This is a genomic window from Salinisphaera sp. SWV1, assembly GCF_052044155.1.
In the GTDB taxonomy this organism is placed as follows: Bacteria; Pseudomonadota; Gammaproteobacteria; order Nevskiales; family Salinisphaeraceae; genus Salinisphaera.
Map to the genome: position 1 here is coordinate 1 of NZ_JBQDYE010000023.1, position 20,823 is coordinate 20,823.

14 protein-coding genes are annotated in these 20,823 nt (G+C 64.2%); 7 read left to right on the forward strand and 7 right to left on the reverse strand.

Annotated elements, in window-relative coordinates; genetic code table 11:
* Positions 1-467 precede the first annotated feature (467 nt).
* The 3 genes from ACS8YF_RS12015 to ACS8YF_RS12025 all read right to left on the reverse strand — a co-directional run bounded on the left by ACS8YF_RS12015 (position 468) and on the right by ACS8YF_RS12025 (position 4,194).
* On the reverse strand, positions 468-713 hold the full coding sequence (locus tag ACS8YF_RS12015; protein ID WP_440850442.1) for a DUF2934 domain-containing protein: 246 nt from the start codon (positions 711-713) through the stop codon (positions 468-470).
* A 114-nt stretch (positions 714-827) separates the two neighbouring features.
* Positions 828-3,299, reverse strand: coding sequence for a phosphoenolpyruvate synthase (gene ppsA / locus ACS8YF_RS12020; RefSeq protein ID WP_440850443.1), 2,472 nt, complete (start codon positions 3,297-3,299; stop codon positions 828-830).
* A 568-nt stretch (positions 3,300-3,867) separates the two neighbouring features.
* The gene (locus tag ACS8YF_RS12025) at positions 3,868-4,194 is read right to left on the reverse strand and encodes a hypothetical protein (RefSeq protein WP_440850444.1); all 327 of its coding nucleotides are present in this window, start codon (positions 4,192-4,194) and stop codon (positions 3,868-3,870) included.
* A 275-nt stretch (positions 4,195-4,469) separates the two neighbouring features.
* Between ACS8YF_RS12025 and gap the strand changes: the two genes are divergently transcribed.
* Positions 4,470-5,474: a type I glyceraldehyde-3-phosphate dehydrogenase gene (gap, locus tag ACS8YF_RS12030; RefSeq protein ID WP_440850445.1), complete on the forward strand. Its 1,005-nt coding sequence runs from the start codon at positions 4,470-4,472 to the stop codon at positions 5,472-5,474.
* Between the two features lie 206 nt (positions 5,475-5,680).
* Here gap and ACS8YF_RS12035 read toward each other — a convergent pair whose 3' ends face one another.
* On the reverse strand, positions 5,681-6,067 hold the full coding sequence (locus ACS8YF_RS12035; protein ID WP_440850490.1) for a transposase: 387 nt from the start codon (positions 6,065-6,067) through the stop codon (positions 5,681-5,683).
* A gap of 461 nt (positions 6,068-6,528) precedes the next feature.
* Between ACS8YF_RS12035 and glgP the strand changes: the two genes are divergently transcribed.
* Positions 6,529-9,090, forward strand: coding sequence for an alpha-glucan family phosphorylase (glgP, locus tag ACS8YF_RS12040; protein ID WP_440850446.1), 2,562 nt, complete (start codon positions 6,529-6,531; stop codon positions 9,088-9,090).
* Between the two features lie 16 nt (positions 9,091-9,106).
* Here the strand turns inward: glgP and malQ are convergent, their stop codons facing one another.
* From malQ to glgC, 3 genes are read right to left on the reverse strand one after another with little or no spacing between them, the layout of a single operon-like run.
* Positions 9,107-10,477 (reverse strand): 4-alpha-glucanotransferase, encoded by a 1,371-nt coding sequence (malQ, locus tag ACS8YF_RS12045; RefSeq protein ID WP_440850447.1) that lies wholly within the window; start codon positions 10,475-10,477, stop codon positions 9,107-9,109.
* 5 nt (positions 10,478-10,482) lie between these two features.
* Positions 10,483-12,171 carry a glycoside hydrolase gene (locus tag ACS8YF_RS12050; protein WP_440850448.1) on the reverse strand — a complete coding sequence of 563 codons (1,689 nt, stop codon included), beginning with the start codon at positions 12,169-12,171 and terminating at the stop codon, positions 10,483-10,485.
* The gene (glgC, locus tag ACS8YF_RS12055) at positions 12,164-13,432 is read right to left on the reverse strand and encodes a glucose-1-phosphate adenylyltransferase (RefSeq protein ID WP_440850449.1); all 1,269 of its coding nucleotides are present in this window, start codon (positions 13,430-13,432) and stop codon (positions 12,164-12,166) included. Before glgC ends, ACS8YF_RS12050 begins: the two co-directional genes overlap by 8 nt.
* Positions 13,433-13,569: 137 nt before the next feature.
* On the opposite strand from glgC, the gene glgB reads away from it, so the two are divergent.
* The 5 genes from glgB to ACS8YF_RS12080 all read left to right on the forward strand — a co-directional run bounded on the left by glgB (position 13,570) and on the right by ACS8YF_RS12080 (position 20,768).
* Positions 13,570-15,738 carry a 1,4-alpha-glucan branching protein GlgB gene (gene glgB / locus ACS8YF_RS12060; protein ID WP_440850450.1) on the forward strand — a complete coding sequence of 723 codons (2,169 nt, stop codon included), beginning with the start codon at positions 13,570-13,572 and terminating at the stop codon, positions 15,736-15,738.
* Positions 15,735-17,213: a glycogen synthase GlgA gene (gene glgA, locus ACS8YF_RS12065; protein WP_440850451.1), complete on the forward strand. Its 1,479-nt coding sequence runs from the start codon at positions 15,735-15,737 to the stop codon at positions 17,211-17,213. Before glgB ends, glgA begins: the two co-directional genes overlap by 4 nt.
* Positions 17,214-17,347: 134 nt before the next feature.
* The gene (locus tag ACS8YF_RS12070; protein ID WP_440850452.1) at positions 17,348-17,566 is read left to right on the forward strand and encodes a hypothetical protein; all 219 of its coding nucleotides are present in this window, start codon (positions 17,348-17,350) and stop codon (positions 17,564-17,566) included.
* 260 nt (positions 17,567-17,826) lie between these two features.
* On the forward strand, positions 17,827-20,184 hold the full coding sequence (locus tag ACS8YF_RS12075; RefSeq protein ID WP_440850453.1) for a phosphoketolase family protein: 2,358 nt from the start codon (positions 17,827-17,829) through the stop codon (positions 20,182-20,184).
* Between the two features lie 164 nt (positions 20,185-20,348).
* Positions 20,349-20,768, forward strand: a complete 420-nt coding sequence (locus ACS8YF_RS12080; protein WP_440850454.1) for an Hsp20/alpha crystallin family protein — start codon at positions 20,349-20,351, stop codon at positions 20,766-20,768.
* Positions 20,769-20,823: the final 55 nt, after the last annotated feature.

The following is a 20,823-nucleotide window of genomic DNA, read 5'->3' on the forward strand; positions in this document are numbered from 1 at the left end:
ACCGGCGACGCGCGCCTTGTCTCGACGGATTTGCGGTCTCCAACGCGGCACGTGTACGAAACGGCAACAGGCCCTAGACCCGAGCCACGGCCGCCGGTGGAAGAGCGTGATTCGATATACGACACATTGACGATGCTCGGCGATCACACTTGTACGATAGTCGGACCGGGCGTGTGTACCGGCACAGCATTGCCTGCCGCTTTGACACGCCCGATGGCTCGGCTATGGCGTACCTTCCTTGAGACCCGAACCACGCCGCCCACTGTGATTTTTCGGTACCCATGGTGATAGAGGCCGGACCCTTGTCCGGCTTCAGCCTTTGGGTATCCCGTCCGGCGCCAGCAAGCAGCGCGATTGCTTGGCACCGCCAGCGGCGTGGTGCCAGAGCACCCCGACTTCGACTGCTGGCAGACAACGATAATCAGTGATTTGCGCTATGTCCTGTAAAAGCAATCACAGTTCACCAATCAACTTGGGCTTGTACCCTTCTTTTTGGAAGACGGCTTTGATGGAGCTTTCGAGGTGGTCATGTCGGGGCCTGCCGACTTTTTCGCCTTCTCGGGTTTCTTCGTGGCCGCCGATAGGAGTTCGGCTTCTGCACGGAACCAGTGTTCTTCCTCCTTGCCTTCGGGATAGCTTTCGCTTTCCCAGATGAAATAGCTGCGCTGACGAATGTCATGCTCTGTTACTGGAGCATTGCTTTTCTTGGCCATGACTTCCTCACGGGTGGTGAATGCGCCGGCAGAGCATGAGGTCTGCCGGCAGGGGCCGTCTTCCGACTGAATTACAGGCACTAGCGTGCCGCCTTCGGGGATCGGGTGTTTTGATCAGGGTGAACTTTTCATCTTTGTTTTGTCGCTTGGCACCGGGTCGCCAAGCTCGTTTCGTGGCGCGCGTCCCAGACGGCTCTCCACTGCCAGCACATGACGGGTGGTGGCAAGAACGGAGTCGGGATTGAGGCTGATCGCGTCGATACCGAGTTCGACCAGAAATTCCGCCATCTCCGGGTAGTCCGAGGGCGCCTGGCCGCAGAATCCGGAGTGGATGCCATTGCGTCGACAGCCTTCCACGGCGAGACGGATCATGGTCTTCACTCCGTCGTCGCGCTCGTCGTAGTCGAAGGCGACGATTTCGGAGTCACGGTCCACACCCAGCGTGAGCTGGGTGAGATCGTTGGAGCCGATGGAAAAACCCGCAAAACGGCTGGCGAAGGCGTCGATCAGGATCACGTTGTTCGGAATTTCGCACATGGCATAGATTTCAAGGCCGTTCTCGCCACTTTGCAGACCGCACTCGGCCATTTTCCGCAGCACCGCATCGGCTTCCGGGATACGGCGCACGAACGGGATCATGAGTATCACGTTGGTGAGTCCCATTTCGTCGCGCACGCGTTTCATGGCGGCGCACTCCATGGCGAAGCCGTCGGCGTAGGCGGGGTGGGTGTAGCGCGAGGCGCCGCGAAAGCCGATCATCGGGTTCGATTCGACCGGCTCGAAGTCGCTGCCGCCGAGCAGCGCGGCGTATTCATTGCTCTTGAAATCGGACATGCGCACCACGACCGGCTTCGGCCAGAATGCCGCGGCAATGGTGCCGACGCCTTCCGACAATCGGGCCACGAAATACTGGTGTCCGTCCGCGTAACCGTGGAGCAGCGTTTCGATCTTCGCCCGCTCGGCCGGGTCCGAGACCCGCGCCGGCTGCAGCAGGGCCAGTGGATGGGCCTTGATGGATTCGTTGATGATGAATTCCATGCGCGCCAGACCGATGCCGTCGTTGGGCAGGAACGAGGCCTTGAACGCCAGATCGGGGTTGCCCAGGTTGATCATGATGCGGGTGGCCGGTCGCGAAAGGTCGGCCAGATCGATCTCGTCCACGGTGTATGCCACCTGGCCGGCGTAGACGCGCCCCTTGTCGCCCTCGGCGCAGGACACGGTCACTTGCGTGCCCGTGGCTACGCGAGTGGTGGCGTTACCGGCGCCGATGACCGCGGGGATGCCCAGCTCGCGGGCGACGATGGCGGCGTGGCAGGTTCGGCCGCCGCGATTGGTGACGATGGCCGCGGCCTGTTTCATGACCGGCTCCCAGTCCGGGGTGGTGGTGTCCGCCACCAGCACCTCGCCGGGCTGGAATTCGCGCAGGCGTGCCACGTCCGTGATCACCCGGGTGATGCCGGTCGCGATGCGGGCGCCAACCGAACGGCCTTCGGCCAGCACCGGGCCGCCGCCGGTCAGCCGGTAGCTTTCCAGGACTGTGCCGCGCCTTTGCGAGGCCACCGTCTCGGGCCGGGCCTGCACGATGTAGAGCCGGCCGTCGGTGCCGTCCTTGGCCCACTCGATATCCATGGGCCGGTCCGCGCTTGCCCGCTCGCTGTAGTGCGCTTCGATGCGCAGGGCATAGTCGGCCAGTGTGAGCACCTCTTCATCGTCAATGCAAAAGCGCGAGCTATCCGCCTCGGGGGTGGGCACGTTGCGTGTGGCTGCGCGGGTACGGCCCTCGGCATAGACCATTTTCATGTGTTTGGCGCCCAGTGCACGGCGCAGTACCGCGCGGTGGCCGGATCGCAGCGAGGGCTTGTGCACATAGAACTCGTCGGGATCGACGGCGCCCTGCACGATATTTTCTCCCAGCCCCCAGGCGCCGGTGATGAAGACCACGTCCCGAAAGCCGGATTCGGTATCCAGAGTGAACATCACACCGCTGGCTGCCTGGTCCGAGCGCACCATCTTCATGACGCCGATCGACAGCGCCACCTTGAAATGGTCGAAGCCCTGATCGATGCGGTAATGGATGGCGCGGTCGGTGAACAGGCTGGCGAAGCAGCGTCGACAGGCGTCGAGCAGGGAATGCTCACCGTGCACGTTGAGAAAACTGTCCTGCTGGCCGGCGAAGCTGGCGGTTGGCAGATCCTCGGCGGTCGCCGAACTGCGCACCGCCAGACTGAGGCCGGGGCCATATTGGCTTTGCAAGCGCCCGTAGGCATCGATGATTTCGCGCGCCACCTCGGGCGGCAGGCCGGCGCCGTAGACAATCTCGCGGGCCTGCTTGCCGCGTTGGGCGAGTGTGGCCACGTCATCGCCATCGAGGTCGTCCAGGGCCTCGTGCAGGCCCTGCCAGGCATCGGCGCGGTCCAGCATCAGCCGGTAGGTGTCGGCCGTGATGGCAAATCCGTTGGGTATGGGCACGCCTTGTGGTACCAGCTCGCGATAAAGCTCGCCCAGAGAAGCGTTCTTGCCTCCAACCAGCGGCACATCATCAATGCATAGTTCGTTAAAGAAACGCAGGTATTGATAGGTCGGCATGGTCGGCTCGGCGTGTTTCAGGCTATGAGTCAGAAGCGTTCATGATCAGGCGGGCGGCAGAGATCATCGGAGCTCAACAGTGGGTCGTGAGCCGCGGTGGCTTACGGCGACCCGAAAACGGTAGCCCGAGTCTATGAAGTCGAAATTGATCGAAATCATAAGCGCGGCGCAAAATGGAACTAATTGAAGAGAAGGAAGTATTAGATATAAGCCCGTTCCGCATGGATCCGTTGACCCCGTGGCGCACGCATGTCAGTACGCTTGCTGAAACAAGGACAATGCGATCCCCGGGGAGGCAGTCCGGGGCGCGGGCTTGGTGTCAAGGCTCGCCCTTCGTGCTCATTCGTCATGCCGGTCGGCGCGAGCTGGGCCTGGAACGCCGAATCCTTGGAGGAATGATGATGTGCTGGGTCTGTTTCGACCTATCGTGACCAGACAAGCCGCCATCCTGGCGTTGCTCGCACCCAAGTTGCCGCTGGACGAGGTCTGATCGCCTAGTTCCGTGCCGAGTACGGCTTGCACCGAACTCTGCCGCTATAGTCCGGGGCCTGCGCATTCTGGCCGGTGACTACTGCAAGGTGGCGAACGCGCTGGTCCTGCCTTGATGTGCCAGCTGTTTTATTTTCGCCACTAGACCGAGCGCGTTGGCACGCAACGCGCCAGTTTCCTCCCTCGCCATTTGCGCGACCTGCTGATCGCGACGGTGCTGGATAGCGCTGGCCAGCTGCTGGGCGTTGCGGTGTCGATGCCTTGGATCGAGGCGCAGGCCGGGCGCCCGGCTGGTCGAAGTCGGGCATGTGGCGCTGTATCCGCTCGATACCGGGGTTGGCAGGGGTTTCAGATCCACGCGAATCAGCACCAGCGCGCGCCGCTCAGATACCCGTTGTGCATGCATAGCTGTTTCATTCTTATACCGAACACCTGAGATATCGGTACCGGGCCTCCTATTTTGCGAGATGCCAGTCAGTCATGGCCGTACGAGCGTCTTTCATGGCATATCCAAGCACGTCCGGTTAGGCCTTTCTGGAAATGCGCATGTAGTGACGCGGATCAACTTCCAGGCGCGTTGTTCGGGACACACTGGCCAAAGCGCGGCTGAACCCTGCTTTCCAAGGAGCCGGCCACATGCAGACCTATGAATTGCAGGGCCACAGCCAATAGGATTTCGCCATGACACGTATTGCCATTAACGGCCTTGGCCGCATTGGCCGCCTGATTATTCGTCATTACATGAACGAGTCTGTCGACGATGTGCATATCGTCGCAGCGAATGACTTAGTGTCGACGGATGATCTGGCCTATCTGATTCGCTACGATTCTGTACACGGACGGGCGCCTTTTTCCGTGGAAGCCACAGCGGATATGCTTCGGCTTGGGGATCGCGAGATCCAGGTATTTGCCGCCGAGGATCCCGCGGAACTTCCTTGGGGAGAGCTCGGCGTGGACGTGGTGTTGGAGTGCACCGGTCGTTTCACTCGGCGGGAAGCCGCAGCTGCCCATATTGATGCAGGCGCCAGACGTGTCGTGATTGGGGCTCCGGCTAAAGACGCCGACTTCACTTTGATTTTGGGCGTCAATGAAGATGATTTCGATGCGGCCCAGCATCGGATTATCTCCAATGCGTCCTGCACCACGAATTCCCTAGTACCGCCGCTCAAGGTACTCCTGGATAATTTCGGGGTGGCAATGGCAATGGTCACTACCGTGCATGCTTACACTGCGACACAGGGACTGGTCGATCATCCGGAAAAGAAAAGAATCCGGGGCCGGGCTGCCGCCGTCAACCTTATCCCCACCAGCACTGGCTCGGATGTGGCGACGACGCAGGTGTTGCCGGAATTGACCGGTCGACTGCGAGCGCTTGCGATACGTACGCCGATCCTCGACGGTGCCATCACCGATATCAGCGCTGTTCTCGAAAAAACAGCCACGGTCGAAACTGTGAATGCGGCATTCCAGGCGGCTTCGGCGCAAGGTCCGATGGCCGGCATTCTCGGCTACAGCGAAGAAGACTTGGTGTCTTCCGACATCATAGGCGATCCGCGCTCAAGCATTGTTCATGCCCAGTCTACACGCATGGTCGCGGATCGCATGGTCAAGGTTCAATGTTGGTATGACAACGAAGCAGCTTATGCTAAGCGCATGCTCGACGCCGTGCTTAAATTGCCGTTATGATTCGTTCGCGAGAGCTATATGCAAATCTGGTGTATGGGGACCTGGATCTCGCGGCGTTCCGGTGATCGTTGACTCGCTCGTCTGCTCAATGCCGTCGACGACAGTGTCGCCTTGCTTGAGCCGTGCGAGCCATTGATAGCCGCGGAGCCGGCGTTTGGTTGCCGACTGCCCGAGCTTGAAGCTTCGACTCAGGATTGTGGCCCCTGTCACGTAACCGCATGTCTTGGCGATTCGCACACGCCCGCTGCAAACGTCGATTCGATCGGGTTCGTGGTGCGGATCGGTTGCCAGTGCGCCCCCGGGAAATCGTAGAACGTCAGCAGTGCGTCCCGCTCCTTGGCCAGCCCGTCAGCCGCGTTCGGCGGCTTGTCGCTATAGGCGCCAATAAAGGCATCGAAGGCGGTGTCGGCATCGGCGCGGGTCCCGGCCATCCAGATCGCCTGCCGCGCCGACTTGGCCTTGGGCTGGGTTTTCTTCGGCGATTTGTTGTTCAGGACGTTCGCGGTCTCGTCGACCCAGCAGCGCTGATGGCGGTGCTCGGAGACACCTGGGCGTTGACGCTCCGGAAACCGAGGGGCCCCGTTGCCGACTATTTCAACCCCGCCTGTATACCACTTTCGAGCGTAGCTCTAACAAATCCGGCGAGGGGTACCGAGTGGCCTGTGACCTTTTCCGCCCCCGACCGAATTACACGAGCGATGCTGCACTAACCGTCTGTGGCCGGGTTGATGTGTATCAAGTGCGCATCGCCGCCGTCCTGAAATGATCGGGTGACAGGCTAAGGCTTGTCGCCGCCATGAGAGGGCGGCGTTGCGGTCGCGGCCGTCCGCGGTTTGCCGGGCACGATTTCTTCGGAAGGCCGGGCGTCGGCGGAACCTCTCCGCGTCGGATGGCACGGGGTGATCCGGGCGCCGGAGCGGATGTCGGGCGTGGATGAGCACATATATCTCGCAAAAAGGCGATGTATCGTCCCGCGCAGGCTATATATTGAGTGTCTGTTTCGGTTATCGGATGGCCCATTGGCGGTCGCTCCCAAGTGCGCAAGGGTAACGGTATGTCAGGTCAGAAGTATGTTCTGGAAGTTCAGGCCCGGTTGCCGGATGCGTTGTCGGAGCTCAAGGCACTATCCGAGAATCTGCTTTATGCGTGGGACCGTCATATCCGCGGTCTTTTCTGGCGCATGGATACGGCCTTGTGGGAGCGATGCGGCCACAATCCCAAGGTTTTTCTGCGCCGTATTTCGCAGGAGCGCCTGGCCGAGCTGGCCGGCAACGCAGCGTTTCTGGAGGAATACCAGTATGTGCTCGGCCTGTTCCGCACTTACCGGGACCAGACCCGGGCCCCGTCAGCGCTTGTGGCGGAAAAGATGGGGGCGGAAGACGGCTTGGTCGCCTATTTCTGCGCCGAGTACGGACTGCATGAGAGTCTGCCCATCTATTCCGGCGGGCTGGGTATTCTGGCCGGAGATCATTGCAAGGCGGCCAGCGGGCTGGGGCTGCCCTTCGTGGCCGTGGGCCTGATGTATCGACAGGGCTATTTCCGGCAGCAGATCGAGCGCGACGGCACCCAGAATGCGATATTTCAGCCCCATGATCTGCGCGATCTGCCGATTACGCGGGTCGATGGGGATGATGGCGAGCCGCTGCAGATCACTGTGCCGTTCCCGGATCGCGAGGTGGCGGTCCAGATCTGGAAGGCCGAGATCGGCCATCTCGCACTGTACCTGCTCGATACCGATGTCGCCGACAATGCCGGGTCCGATTGTTCGATCACTTTTCAACTCTATGGCGGCGACCGGCGCCGCCGGATCGAGCAGGAGCTGATCCTCGGTATCGGCGGCGTGCGCGCCCTGCGGGCCCTCGGGCTGAAGCCGTCGGTGTGGCACGTCAATGAAGGGCATGCAGCGTTTCTGATGATCGAGCGCTGCCGCGAGGCGATCGAGTCCGGCATGCGCTTCGAGGCCGCTATGGAGCAGGTGGCCGGCGCGACCGTTTTCACCACCCATACGCCGGTGGCGGCCGGGCATGATGTGTTCGAGCCGGATCTGGCGGCGGCCTACCTCGGCCCGTATGCCAGGGCCATGAACCTCGAGCTTGATGAGTTGCTCGCACTCGGGCAGAGCGAGCAGAACGACGCAGCCTTCAACATGACCACGCTGGCGTTGCGCACGTCGCGTTATCAGAACGCGGTGAGTCGTATCCACCGCGGCGTGACGGCCGGGATGGAAAGCCATATCTGGCCCCAGGTGCCGGTTGATGAGTCGCCGTTGCAGTACGTGACCAACGGGGTGCATGTACAGACTTTTCTGTCGCGGCAATGGAGTTATTTCTTTGACATGCATGCGCCGGGCTGGCGTGTCCGGCAGTGCGACCACCATTTCTGGCGCAATCTGGTCCAGTCCATCCCCGATCAGCAGTTCTGGCTCCAGCGCATGTCGATCAAGGCCGACATGCTGGATTACGTCGCCCGGTGTCTGACGCGCCAGTATCGGCGCCAGGGCGTCGGCGACGCCCATATCGAGCGTCGGCTGGCGGTGCTGCGGCCCACCTTCGGGCGCGATCCCATGGTCATGGTGTTCGCGCGGCGGTTCGCTACCTACAAGCGGGCGACGTTGCTGCTGCGCGATCCGGACCGGCTGGCCGCCTTGCTCAATGACGCCGAGCGGCCGGTCATCCTGTTGTTTGCGGGCAAGGCCCATCCCGCCGACGAACCCGGCCAGGCACTGATCCGTACGCTCGTGGAATATTCGAGAAAGCCGCAATTCGCGGGCCGGTTGTTCGTACTGGAGGATTATGACCTGGCGCTGGGCCGCCAGCTCGTGGCTGGCGCGGACGTCTGGCTCAATACGCCGTTATACCCGATGGAGGCCTGTGGTACGTCGGGCCAGAAGGCAGCGCTCAACGGCGCGCTCAATGTGAGTGTCCTCGACGGCTGGTGGGGCGAGGGCTTTCAGGGCGACAACGGCTGGGGCATCACGCCCTACAGCCACAGCGATCCCGAACGGCGCGACCACTACGAAGCCGAGGACCTGCTCGATCTGCTGGAAGACGAGGTGGTGCCCCTTTACTTCAACCGTGGCGACCTGGGTTATTCACCCGGCTGGATAGCGCGAGCCAAGGCCGCGATTTATACCGTGCTGCCGCGTTTCAATGCGCAGCGCATGCTGCTCGATTACATCGAAAACCTGTATCTTCCGGCCAGTCGCCATGGTCGCCGGCTCGCGGAAGACGACGGCCAGCCCGCGGCCGACCTGGTCGCCTGGAAACAACGCGTGGCGCAGGCCTGGCCGGGCGTGACGCTCAGCCGCAGCAACGGCTGCGTTGAGCAGATCGACAGCGGCGATACGCTGGAATTGCATGTCGCGGTCGAACTTCAGGGTCTGGAGGCCGATGACCTCCAGCTTGAATGCGTGATGACCCGGGTCCGCGACGACCGCGAGAGCGAGTCGGCGATCTGCTGCCGCCTGGTGCCCGAGAACGGCGGCAACGGGACCGCGATCTATCGGCTGGCTGAACCCATCGAGGTGCCGGGGCGCTATGAGTACCAGGTGCGAGCCTATCCTTGTCATCCGATGCTGGCGCATCCGTTCGAGACCGGCCTGATGCGCTGGCTCTGAGGCCCGGGACAGGGCCCTAGCCAGGCGCCAGACGACCGTACAGCTGGTTGAGCGATCGATATTCGGCGCGCGTATGGCCATCGTCCGGCACCCGGTCGAGTTGCCACGACCAGTTGCCGGCCGCGGTGCCGGGACGATTCATGCGGGCTCCGGCGCCCAGGCCCAGCAGATCCTGCATCGGCAGTACGGCCAGTTGTGCAACCGAGGCCAGCACTTCACGGCGCAGCGCCGCGGGTACGTCCGCCGGGCCGCCCAGATAATCCCGGGCGTGCCGTTGCACCGCGTTGCTGCAGTCCTCGGTCCACCAGCCGACCAACGTGTTGTTGTCGTGCGTTCCGCTGTAGACGACGGTCTGCGGGACGTGGTTGTGCGATAAGTGCACATTGTCGGCTCCGCCGCCGAATGCGAACTGCATCACCCGCATGCCCGCCAGGCCAGCACGATGACGTAACTGGTCGACGTCCGCGGTAATCTGCCCCAGGTCTTCGGCCACCAGCGGCAGCGGGCCGAGCGCCGCGGTCAGACCCGCGAGCAGCGCCGCGCCCGGGCCGGGCGCCCACTGGCCGGTGGCCGCGTCCGGGCTGTCCATCGGCACTTGCCAGGCGGCGACCAGCCCGCGGAAATGATCCAGCCGCACGAGATCGAACAATGCCAGTTGGCGCCGCAGGCGCTCGATCCACCACTGCCAACCGTTTGCGCGCATCGCCGTCCAGTCGTAATGCGGCATGCCCCAGAGCTGTCCGCCGGCGGAAAAATAATCCGGCGGCACGCCGGTGTTGGCGGTCATGCGGCCCTGGTCGTCGAGCTGAAACAGTGGGCGCTGCGCCCAGACGTCGGCGCTATCGTAGGCGACGAAAAACGACAGATCGCCGAATAGCCGGATGCCGCGCCGGTGCGCCTGTTCGCGGAGCTGCGACCAGGCGCGGTGGCAGCGATACTGGCGCCGGTAGGTCGCGTGAATATGCTCGGCATGGCGCTTGCCGGCCGCCTCGAGCGCCCGGGGTTCGCGATTGGCGAGGGCGGGCGGCCACTCATACCAGGGCCGGCGGTGTGCCTGTCGCAGCGCCATATACAGGGCGTAATCCGGCAGCCAGTAATGCTGTGCGGCGACAAACGCGGACAGATGGGCCGGATCGCCGGCCGCGCATGCCTCGGCGGGGTCGATCAGCGTCGGGTCGATCGCGAATACCGAGGCACTGCGATAGGGGCTGCCGGTCTCATCGCGCGGGTTCAGTGGCAGCGTCTGCCACACGCTGAAGCCCGCAGCGCAGAGAAAATCGCAGAATCGCACGGCCTCGGCGCCCAGGCGACCCGGTGCGCCGCGCCCGGGCAGCGAGGTCGGGTGCAGCAGGACGCCGCTGCGTCGGAGGTCGAGCGCTTGCCGCATGATCGTCAGTGGGCGCGACGCATGGTGTCCACCTGGCCCCGGCTCACGCCATGCGTGAATACATGGGCCAGCGTATCCGGCGGATCGCGACCGAGGAGCTGATACAGCGCCGCCAGATGCACCCGGAACAGGCGTTCGAAGTGGGTCACCGTATCGGCCGCACTGTCACCGCCGAACCACCAGAACCAGTCCGAGGCCTCGCACAGCGAGAGCTGGCGCTCCGCCGCCGCGCGCGTGGCCTCGTCCAGGGCCGGCGCCGACTGGTCGAACACATGCTTGGCGGCCGCCAGCATATCCCACGCCCGATTTTTCTCGCTGTCCCCGATCCAGGTCGAGAACGTGCCGTAGACCCAACTGCCGGCGACGAGTCGCGGCAAGCGGGTCGTGGCCTGGCCATGTTCGGCCAGATAGCGCGAAAAGGTGGTGGTGGCCAGGCGCTCGTGGGCCGCCAGCGCGGTGTAGAGCGCATCGAGAAAATGGTAGCCGTTGTCGGGATAGTATTCCCAGGCGTTTTCGCCGTCGAGAATGATCGGCACCACCATGGGGCTGTCATCCGTTCGCGCAGCGTCGATCGCCTCCAGGCGCTGGACGAGATCGGCCACGGCGTCGTCGGCGTGCCAGTCGCGATAGACGAAACCGATGGCGTCGGCCAATGCATCGTCGCGAAAGAAGCAGGCCGGCCCGTCCGGGTCCAGGCGGTAGGCGCGATAGAGCGCGTCCGCGCCCGGGTCGTCGGCGTCCAGGCTATGGCGCAGCACGGCCTGGCCGCTGGCCACCCAGTCGAAGCCGGCCTCGCCTGCCAGTGCCACACTGCGCCGGCAGACGCCGCCTTCGGCCGGCCAGCAGCCGGCCGGCGGTTTACCGAAGAACCGTTCGAAGGCCTCACGCGCCCGGGCAAGCTGCCAGCGCGCCCGGGTTTCGCCTTCCGGGTAGGCAGCGCTCAGCGGCATCGGGCATTCCGGCCAGGCGGCGCGCGCGCTGTTAAGGTCCAGCAGCAGCGGTAGAATAGGGTGGCTGTACGGGGTGATCGACAGCTCGATGCGGCCGGCGTCGGCGAGCGCCCGGTACCGGTCCACCACAGCCGCGATCAGTTCACTGATGACCGCGACCAGCGTGCGGCATTGCAGCATGCTGTAGTGGCGTTGATGCGCCAGCAAATCCTGCACGCGCTGATCCGTGCGCCGCACCGTTTCGCCGATCCAGCCGAGGTGATACCAGACCAGCAGATCGACGAAGAATTGATCGTGCAGATAACTGATCTCATCCGGCTGGGCGAGCATGTGACGCGCCGTATCGACCAGTTTCTGATACACGGGAAAATGCGCGAACAATGGGTTTTCCGCGCCGCGCAGGCAGGCCCGGAGCAACATCAGCCGCTCTTCGCGTTCGTTGGGAATCAGCGGCTGCTGCAGCGCGGCCAGCAGGGGATCGTGAATCGGCCCGCCGCCGACCGCGACGGCGGCGAGGTCGGTGGCGTACGCCTCGATCTGCTCCAGCAGCACCGGCGAAAAATTCACCACCGCGCGAACATCGGGGTGCGCTTCCAGATGCGCGACCATGTCCACGTAATCCTTGGTGGCATGCAGGTAAGTCCAGGGATCCTGGAATCGTCCGCTGGTCGGATCGAAATAATCCGGCTGGTGCATGTGCCAGCACAACACGATCTGAAGCGGTGAAAGTGCGGCTTTAGCCATTGAGGAGCGCCTCCCGGGTCACCAGCACAATGCCTTCGTCAGTGACTTCAAAGCGACGGAAATCGGCGGTCTCGTCGATGCCGATCTGGGTGCCGTCGGGAATATGGCAGTCGCTGTCGATCACGGCGTTGCAGATTCGGCAGTCGGCGCCGACGACCACGTCGGGCAGAATCACCGAATCCTCGATCACGCTGCGTTCGGCGACGAGCACGCTGGAGAACAACAGCGAACGGCGCACGGTCGCACCGGAGACGATGCAGCCCCCGGCGACCATGGAGTTGACGGCTTCGCCGCGCCGCCCGTGATCGTCGAACACGAACTTGGCCGGCGGCACCTGTTCCTGATAGGTCCAGATCGGCCAGTCGCTATCGTAGAGATTGAGTTCCGGCGTTACGTTGATCAGTTCGAGATTGGCCCGCCAATAGCCGTCCAGGGTGCCGACGTCGCGCCAGTAGCCGGTGCCGGCCTCGGCGTTCTTGTTGAAGTGATAGGCATACACGCCATGGGCTTCGGTCACCGCGCGCGGCAGAATATCCTTGCCGAAATCGCGGCTCGAGTCCGGGTCGCGGGCATCGGCCTCGAGCATTTCGATGAGGTAGCGGGTGCTGAAAACATAAATGCCCATGGAGGCAAGAGCGCGATCGGGCTGGCCGGGCATCGAGGTCGGCTCGGCGGGTTTTTCGTCGAAGGCGACGACGCGTTGTTCGTCATCGACCGACATCACGCCGAACCCGCGGGCTTCGGCCAGCGTCACATCGACGCAGCCGACCGTGACGTCCGCATCGTGGCTGACGTGGAAGCCCAGCATCGGGCCGTAATCCATCTTGTAGACATGGTCGCCGCCCAACACCAGCACGAACTGCGGCTCATGTTCGGCGATGATGTCCAGATTCTGATAGACCGCGTCGGCGGTGCCGAGATACCAGGCTTCGCCCATGCGTTGCTGGGCCGGCACCACTTCGACGAACTCACCGAACTCGCCGCGCAGAAAGCCCCAGGCCTGATGCATGTGGCGGATTAATGGATGCGCCATGTATTGGGTGAGCACCGAAACGCGCCGGATGCCGGAATTGATACAGTTCGACAGAACGAAATCGATGATCCGGAATTCGCCGCCGAAGGGGACGGCGGGCTTGGCCCGGCGTCGGGTCAGGCCGCCGAGCCGGGTACCGCGGCCGCCGGCCAGCACCATGGCGAGGGTGTCGCGTGTAACCAGACTGATGAAACGATTCGCATGCGCCGGTTGTTTTTCTGCAGTCATGACCGCCTTACCCTCCGATGAGCCCGCAATATCGAGATTAGTCCAAAAACGGGCCCGCCGGGTTGATCTCGCGCAAAATCGTGCGAGGGACTATCGTGCAAAGTGGGACGGACAATTCGACCCGGGGCGCAAACGTTGTGACTGACGCACAGGACGAACCACTGATCCGGTTGCTGGATGCGCGCCTGCACGATCCGCATCGACTGCTCGGGCGGCATGTGGACGCGGAGGGCGAAGTGGTTCGCGCCTTCCTGCCGCATGCTCGCCAGGCCTGGCTTATGCCCTTGGACGAGCCGATGGAGCGCCATGGCAATTCCGCACTATTCGTCTGGCGTGGCGCCGATGGCCGGTTGCCGGACGACTACCGGCTGCGTTGGGTCGACGAATACGGCCACCGGCATGAGCAGCACGACGCCTATGCCTTTGCCTCGCTATTGCACGCGACCGACCTGGCGCGCTTCAACGCGGGTGAGCATACGCAGGCCTGGCGCTTGCTCGGCGCGCATCTCGCAACCGATCAGGGCATCGAAGGCACGCGTTTTGCCGTCTGGGCGCCGCGGGCTGCGCGCGTGAGTGTGATCGGCGACTTCAATCGCTGGGATGGTCGCGCGCATCCCATGCGCATTCATAGTCGAAGCGGCGTATGGGAGCTTTTCGTCCCCGGACTGGACGAAGGCGCGCTATACAAGTTCGAGATCCGCGATAGCGAGGATTGCGTACGCACCAAGACCGATCCCTATGGCCGGCGATTCGAACGGCGCCCGGCGACTGCTGCGATCGTGACCGGGCCGTCGCGGCATGTCTGGGGCGACCAGGACTGGATGGCCACGCGTGGTGACTGGCAAACCGCGCCGATCGCGATCTATGAAGTGCATCTGGGCTGCTGGCAGCGGGAGCCCGATGGCCGGTTTCTCGATTATCGGCAGCTCGCCGACCGTCTGTTGCCGCATGTGCGCGATCTTGGCATGACGCATATCGAGATCATGCCCCTGACCGAGCACCCCTTCGATGCGTCCTGGGGCTACCAGCCGACGGGTTATTTCGCGCCCACCAGCCGTTACGGCGAACCGGACGACCTGCGCTACTTCGTCGACCGATGCCATCAAGCCGGCATCGGCGTCTATCTGGACTGGGTGCCGGGCCATTTCCCGCGCGACGACTTCGGTCTGGCCCGCTTCGACGGCAGCCCGCTGTACGAGCATGCCGACCCGCTGCGCGGCGAACACCCGGAGTGGGGCACATTGCAATTCGATTACGGGCGGCCCGAGGTACGCAGTTTCCTGTTGTCGAGTGCGTTGTACTGGCTGCAGGAGTTTCACTTCGACGGTCTGCGTGTCGACGGGGTGGCGTCGATGCTGTATCTCGACTATGCCCGCGCGCCCGACCGCTGGCGGCGCAACCAGCACGGCGGCAACGAGGATATCGAGGCCATCGAATTCCTGCGCGGCCTCAATGTCCTGACCCATGGCGAATGTCCCGGCAGTGTCACCATCGCCGAGGAATCCACCAGCTGGCCGGGCGTGTCGCGCCCGCCCGAGGCCGGCGGACTCGGGTTTTCCATGAAATGGAACATGGGCTGGATGCACGACACGCTGGATTATCTGCACCGGGCGCCCGTTCACCGCGCCTATCACCACAAGGAGCTCACATTCGGTCTGCTGTACGCCTTTAACGAGAATTTCGTGCTCCCGCTGTCGCACGACGAAGTGGTGCACGAAAAAGGCTCGCTTTACGGCAAGATGGCCGGCGACCCGTGGCAGAAACGCGCGAACCTGCGGCTGCTTTATACCTATCAGTTCACCTACCCGGGCAAGAAACTGCTGTTCATGGGCGCCGAGATGGCCAATCCCTGGGAATGGAACGACCAGCTTGCCCTGCCGCATTTTCTGCTCGACGAACCCGAGCGGCGGGGCATCGCGACCCTGGTCGGCGATCTGGGGCGTCTGTACAGCGCGGAGCCGGCCCTGCATCGCCGAGATTTCCAGCCCGACGGCTTCGCCTGGCTCGATTGCGACGACGCCGTGCACTCGATCATCGCCTATCGCCGTTGCGATGGTGATCGGGAAGTTCTGGTGGTGCTGAATTTCACCCCCGAGGCGCGCCCCGGATATCGGCTCGGAGTGCCCGAGGCCGGCCGCTATCGCGAGTGTTTCAACTCCGACGCGGCCATCTACGGCGGCGGCGATGTGGGTAACCTGGGCGGGGTGATCAGCGAACCCGTTGCCTGCATGCGCCAGAACCAGTCCGTGGTGCTGACCCTGCCGCCCCTGGGTGGGCTGATTCTGCAGCGGGATCGGCGCTCATGACGGCGGCGCCGAACCGGCACGACGCGCGGCGGCGCATACTGTTCGTCGCCAGCGAGGCGGTCCCCTGGATCAAGACCGGCGGGCTGGCGGATGTCGCCGGTAGCCTGCCGCGGGCACTCGCCGCGGCCGGCCACGACGTGCGTCTGCTGCTCCCGGCCTATGGCGATATCCTGGCGCGACACGCCGGCTGGAGCCCGGTGTCGGCGTTCCGAGCGCCGGTTCCCGGGGCGCGGCTGTTGACGGCGCCCGCCGATTCGACCGGACTGAGAACCTGGCTGGTCGACCTGCCGGGCTTCGGCGACCGGCGCGGCAATCCATACCACGATCAACAGATGCAAGACTGGCCCGACAATGCCTATCGTTTCGGGACGTTCTCGCACATCGCGGCCCGGCTGGCCGGCGGGCGCGCGGGTCTGGCCTGGCAGGCCGATGTGCTGCACTGCAACGATTGGCAAACCGGACTGGCGCCGGTGCATGCCATGCTCGAGCGCATTCCCGCAACAACGGTATTCACGATCCATAACCTGGCGTATCGCGGCCTGTTCGAGCCCCGGACCCGGGAACGGCTGGACTTGCCGGCCTGGCTCTGGCATCCGGATGCGCTTGAGTTCTATGGTCAACTCGCGTTCATCAAGGGAGGGCTGGCATTCGCGGACAGCGTGACCACGGTGAGCCCGACTTATGCCGATGAGATCCGGACGCCGCAATCGGGCCAGGGTCTGGACGGTCTGCTTCAGGCCCGCGGCGATCGCCTGTCCGGCGTCCTGAACGGGTTGGATGTGGATATCTGGAACCCGGCCGACGATCGGCATCTGCCCACGAGTTTCGACGTCGACGACCTGGGCGGCAAAGCGATCTGCAAGGCCGCTCTCCAGCGCGAACTGGGCCTGGCCGAACGGGCCGACGCACCGTTGTGCGGCGTGATCTCCCGGCTCGTGGCGCAGAAGGGGATCGACCTGGTGACGGCCGGGTTGCCGTGGTTGCTCGAACGTGGCGGTCAACTCGCATTGCTCGGGCGCGGCGACCCGGCACTCGAGGCGCAACTGCGGGACATCGCCGCCATGCACCCGGATGCGGTGGCCGTCCGGCTCGAGTTCGACGAAGGGCTGGCGCATCGCATCGAGGCCGGGGCCGATCTATTTCTCATGCCGTCACGGTTCGAGCCCTGCGGCCTGAACCAGATGTACAGCCAGCGTTACGGCACGCCGCCGCTGGTGCATCGTTGCGGCGGTCTGGCCGACAGCGTCACCGACACCGACGACACGACGCTCGCGGCCGGCCACGCCACCGGCTTCGTATTTCAGCCGGCCACGGAAGACGCCTATATGCACGCGCTGGACCGGGCGCTCGCGTGTTTCGCCCGGCCGCATCAATGGCGGCGCCTGCAGCGCGCCGGCATGGCCCGGGATTTCAGCTGGCAGGCCAGTGCCGCGCGCTACCTCGAAATCTACGATCGCGCCGGCCCGGGGCGCTGATCGATTGCGTTATCGGCGCCGGCGTTTTTGATCTCGCTCAAAACTCCTGTCGGAGCCCCGGCGTAGCTTTGATACGGAGCTTCGATTTTCGCGGGTGCTGGTTTTTGCGCCCGCCGCCTGCGAGGAGTATGGGCATGCCACGAACGACGCAGTTTCAACAGGTCTACGACGATCGAATCGCCGTATTGCACGGCGCGCCGGATGCCGCCCACCGGCGCTGGGCGATCTGGGCCGAGCAGGTTCGCCGCGGCGGGATTCCCTGTTTCGGCACCGACGAACGCAACATGTGCGAAGAATACGATTGCCCGTGGCGACCGCAGTGTCGCGCGCGACGCGCGGCATGGAAGCGATAGCAGCCGTGGCGTTCGCGTGGCACCGGATCGCCGTCGTGACGGCCCTGCGCGGACACGCGCTCGATGCACCGCCTTGAGAGGCGGCCGTTGAAGGCCGCTGACGCGCTTGGGCAGGCGATGACCATACCCTGTGGGCGGGTGCTGCCCGCGGGATTTCGATTGCGCCGCGTTCGCGGCCCCCGTGGCAAGACACGCAATGACGGCGACGCCGGTCGGCGCGGCGCCGGATTCGTTCCGCGCGCCCGGCAAGGAAAGACGGGATGACCACGCTTGACGCGGATCTGTTGCAGCGCATCGACGCCTACTGGCGCGCGGCGAATTATCTCTCGGTCGGGCAGATGTATCTGTTCGACAATCCACTGCTGCGCCGGCCGCTCGAACCAGGCGATATCAAGCGCATGCTGCTGGGCCACTGGGGAACGACGCCTGGCCAGAATTTCATCTATGCGCACCTGAATCGGGTGATCAAGGCGTACGATCTCGACATGATCTATCTGTCCGGCCCGGGGCATGGTGGGCCGGCGGTGTACGCGAACACCTATCTCGAGGGCACGTACAGCGAGATCTATCCGAACGTGGGCTGCGACGAGGCGGGCCTGCGGCAATTGTTCGTCCAGTTCTCTTTTCCCGGCGGCGTGCCGAGCCACGCATCGCCGGAGTGCCCCGGCTCGATCCACGAAGGTGGCGAGCTGGGTTATTCACTCAGCCATGCCTTCGGCGCCGTCTACGATAACCCGGCGCTCATTGCCGCCTGTGTGATCGGCGATGGCGAGGCCGAGACCGGGCCGCTGGCGACGGCCTGGCATGGCAACAAGTTTCTGAACCCGGCGACCGACGGCGCCGTGTTGCCGATCCTGCATCTCAACGGCTACAAAATCGCCAATCCCACGATTCTGGCGCGTATCGGCGACGATGAACTGGATCAGCTGCTGCGCGGCTACGGCTGGACGCCGATCCGGGTCGCCGGCCGTGAACCGGCGCTCATGCATGAGGCCATGGCAACGGCGCTGGACGCGGCCATCGAACAGATCGACGCCGCCCGGCGCGGCGCCCGCGAGCGGGTCGCGGCGGGCGGCCACGGCGCACGTCCGCGCTGGCCAATGATCGTGCTGCGCTCGCCCAAGGGGTGGACCGGGCCGGTCCGGGTCGACGGTCGACCCGTCGAGGGCACGTTCCGCGCCCATCAGGTGCCGATTTCCGATCCGCGGTGCAATCCGGCGCATCTGGCGCAGCTCGAAGCCTGGCTGCAAAGCTATCGCCCGGACGAGCTGTTCGACGAGGGTGGCAGGCTGCGCCCGGAACTGGCCGACCTGGCGCCGGTGGGCGGCCGTCGCATGGGGGCCAATCCGCACGCCAATGGCGGATTGTTGCGCCGCGATCTGCGGATGCCGGACTTCCGCGACTATGCGGTCGATGTACCGGCGCCCGGCACGCCGGGGATCGGCGATACCCATGCGCTCGGCCCGTTCCTGCGCGACGTGATCCGCCTGAACGAAGCGCGCCGCAATTTCCGGATCTTCGGCCCCGACGAAACGTTGTCGAATGGTCTCGACGCGGTGTTCGAGGCGACCCGGCGGCAGTGGCTCGGCGACATCCGGGACGACGACGCATGGCTCGCCCCGGACGGGCGGGTGATGGAGGTGCTCAGCGAGCATCAATGCCAGGGCTGGCTCGAAGGCTACCTGCTGACCGGCCGCCACGGCCTGTTCAACTGCTACGAGGCCTTCATCCACATTATCGACTCGATGTTCAACCAGCATGCGAAATGGTTGAAGGTCACCGCGCGGCTGCCGTGGCGGCCGCCTCTGGCATCGCTCAACTACCTGATCGCCTCGCATGTGTGGCGGCAGGACCACAATGGCTTCTCGCACCAGGATCCGGGTTTCATCGATCATGTGGTGAACAAGAAGGCCGAAGTCGTGCGGGTCTATCTTCCGCCGGATAGCAACTGTTTATTGTCGGTGATGGATCACTGTCTGCGCAGCTGCCACTACGTGAATGTAGTGATCGCAGGCAAGCACCCGGCACCGCAATGGCTGGCGGCCGGCGAGGCCATCGTGCACTGCAGCCGGGGCATCGGGGTGTGGGAATGGGCCGGCAACGAGGCCGACGCCGAGCCGGATCTGGTGATGGCCTGCTGTGGCGATGTGCCGACGCTCGAGACGCTGGCCGCCGTCTCGATCCTGCGCGAGCATCTGCCGGAACTCGCCGTCCGTGTGGTGAACGTGGTCGATCTGATGAAGCTGCAGCCGGCCAGCGAACATCCGCATGGCCTGAGCGATGCCGATTTCGACGATCTGTTCACCACGGACCGGCCGGTCGTGTTCGCGTTCCACGGCTACCCGTGGCTGATTCATCGCCTGACCTATCAGCGGCGTAACCGGCGGATTCGCGTTCATGGCTACCAGGAGGAGGGCACCATCACCACGCCGTTCGACATGACCGTGCTCAACGGACTCGACCGCTTTCACCTGACAATCGATGCCATCGACCAGTTGCCGCGCCCGCACGCCCGCGCGGCACGGCTCAAGCGGTTGCTGGGCGACAAGCTCATTCAGCACCGCCAGTATATCCGGCACCACGGTGAAGACATGCCGGAAGTCCGCGACTGGTGCTAGCCGGCGCCGTAGGCACGCACCGACGTTGCCGCGCGACTGTCGCGCCAATCGGCCGCGGGCGGTTGCGGTGTCATTGACCCGGATCAAGCCATGGCGGCCGCAAGCCGCGCAGAATGCAATGGTTGGCACGGCGATCGCCGGGCGGTATGCGGTCGGAGGCAGGCATGAATCGGACCCCTCGTGCACCGGGGCACAGCGTCGACACAGGCGCGGTCACGCGAGCGTTGCCGGCGGATGGCGACGACTGGATGCTGAGCGTGGATATTCGCGGGTTCGCCCGGCACTACCTGATTCGCATCGAGCTGCCGGGGGTCGCGGCCCGCGATATCGGATTGTCGGTGAACAATGGCGTGCTGTTGCTGACCGGCGAGCGGCCGCGCCTCTGGCACGGTGAACATCGCGGTTATGCGCCGCGTCTCGGCCATCAGCGCCACTTCGCACGAAGTCTCAGCCTGCCCGTGGATGCCTCGTGCGAGGGCTTCGAGGTCACGCGCGAGGATGGCGCGGTCGAGATCCGGTTCGCCAGGCAGGACAGCGTCTCGCCTGGCGGGGCCAATCAATCGGGGCCGATCACAACGGCATGAAGACCATGCGCGATCAAGGCGACGGCAGGTCGGGTGCGGCCCGCGGCACGAGGCC